1 pseudogene is annotated in these 1213 nt (G+C 41.1%); it reads left to right on the forward strand.

What is annotated here, in order from left to right:
- Positions 1-246 precede the first annotated feature (246 nt).
- A pseudogene (locus STRDD04_RS10155) lies at positions 247-1213 on the forward strand (IS110 family transposase); the annotation flags it as partial.

Consider the following 1213-nt stretch of genomic DNA (forward strand, 5'->3'; position numbering starts at 1 on the left):
AAACATACTAAGATTAGTAGTGAAGAAATCTCCGACGGGAGAGAGTACTCACTACTTTTTCTTTATGTTAAAGTAGTGGTGTCTTGTAAAGTCGTAGGGCTCTATGGCGCTAGACGTCGCTTGACAAACTGGCAAGACACCTTGTTTTAGGTGGAGTTTGATCAAAGTATGTGGGACGCTAAACATCGCGTATTGAAAATAAAACCACTAAAACATGGAATTATTCAAGACAAAAGAGGTAATGTCATGCGTGCAGTATTTGGAATTGATGTCAGTAAAACAAGTTCTGAGGTGGCAATTTTAGTCAACGGTGAGAAGGTTCATGGCTACACCATACTCAATGATGCCATTGGATTCAATCGCCTGTTGGGGGACTTGAAAACTGTTCATAACCCTGAGATTATATTTGAGGCCACAGGCGTCTATTCTCGACGTCTTCAGGCCTTTCTTGAGGAATGTGGTTACGCTTATACACGGCTAAATCCACTGGAAGCTAAGAAGCAATTGGACAGTCTGCGAGTTCGTAAAACAGATAAAATTGACGCTGAAAAGTTGCCTAAATCTCAGCTTGTGCACAATCGTAAACCAACTTACGTGCAGGAAGAAGTTTATCAACACCTGCGTGATTTAAGCCGTTTCTATCAAAATATGACTGAAGATCTTGTTCGAGCTAAAAACCGTGTAAAGAGTTTGTATTAAGCCTATCTCAAAGTGACTTGTGTGAGATTATCCGTCAATCTACCTCCAAACGCATCTCTGAAAAGCGTATTGCTTACCTGACTGATAAACTTATAAAACTCGCTAAACAATCTTTTTGTGCGGTCAAGAAAACCTCTCCAATGCTTGAAGAGGTTCGTTACTATGCTCAAGAATTGCTTCGTCTTTCTGAACGCAGACAAGTTGTCTTAAACGACATGGTAGCTCTAGCTCAGCCTTTACCAGAGTATGACATCTTACGGTCAATTCCTGGCATCGCAGAAAACACAGCGACATCTATCATTGGCGAATTGGGAGATATTCGTCGCTTTCAGTCTACCAATCAAATCAACGATTTTATTGGCATTGACCTGAGACACTATGAATCTGGGAACTTTCTCGCTAAGGAACACATCACTAAACGAGGTAATCCCTATGCCAGAAAAATCTTGTTCAAGTGCATTCACAACATCGCTTCAGCTAGTCATACCAATCCCTGCCATATCGCTGACTTTTA

The organism is Streptococcus sp. DD04 (genome assembly GCF_001578725.1).
Lineage (GTDB): Bacteria > Bacillota > Bacilli > Lactobacillales > Streptococcaceae > Streptococcus > Streptococcus sinensis.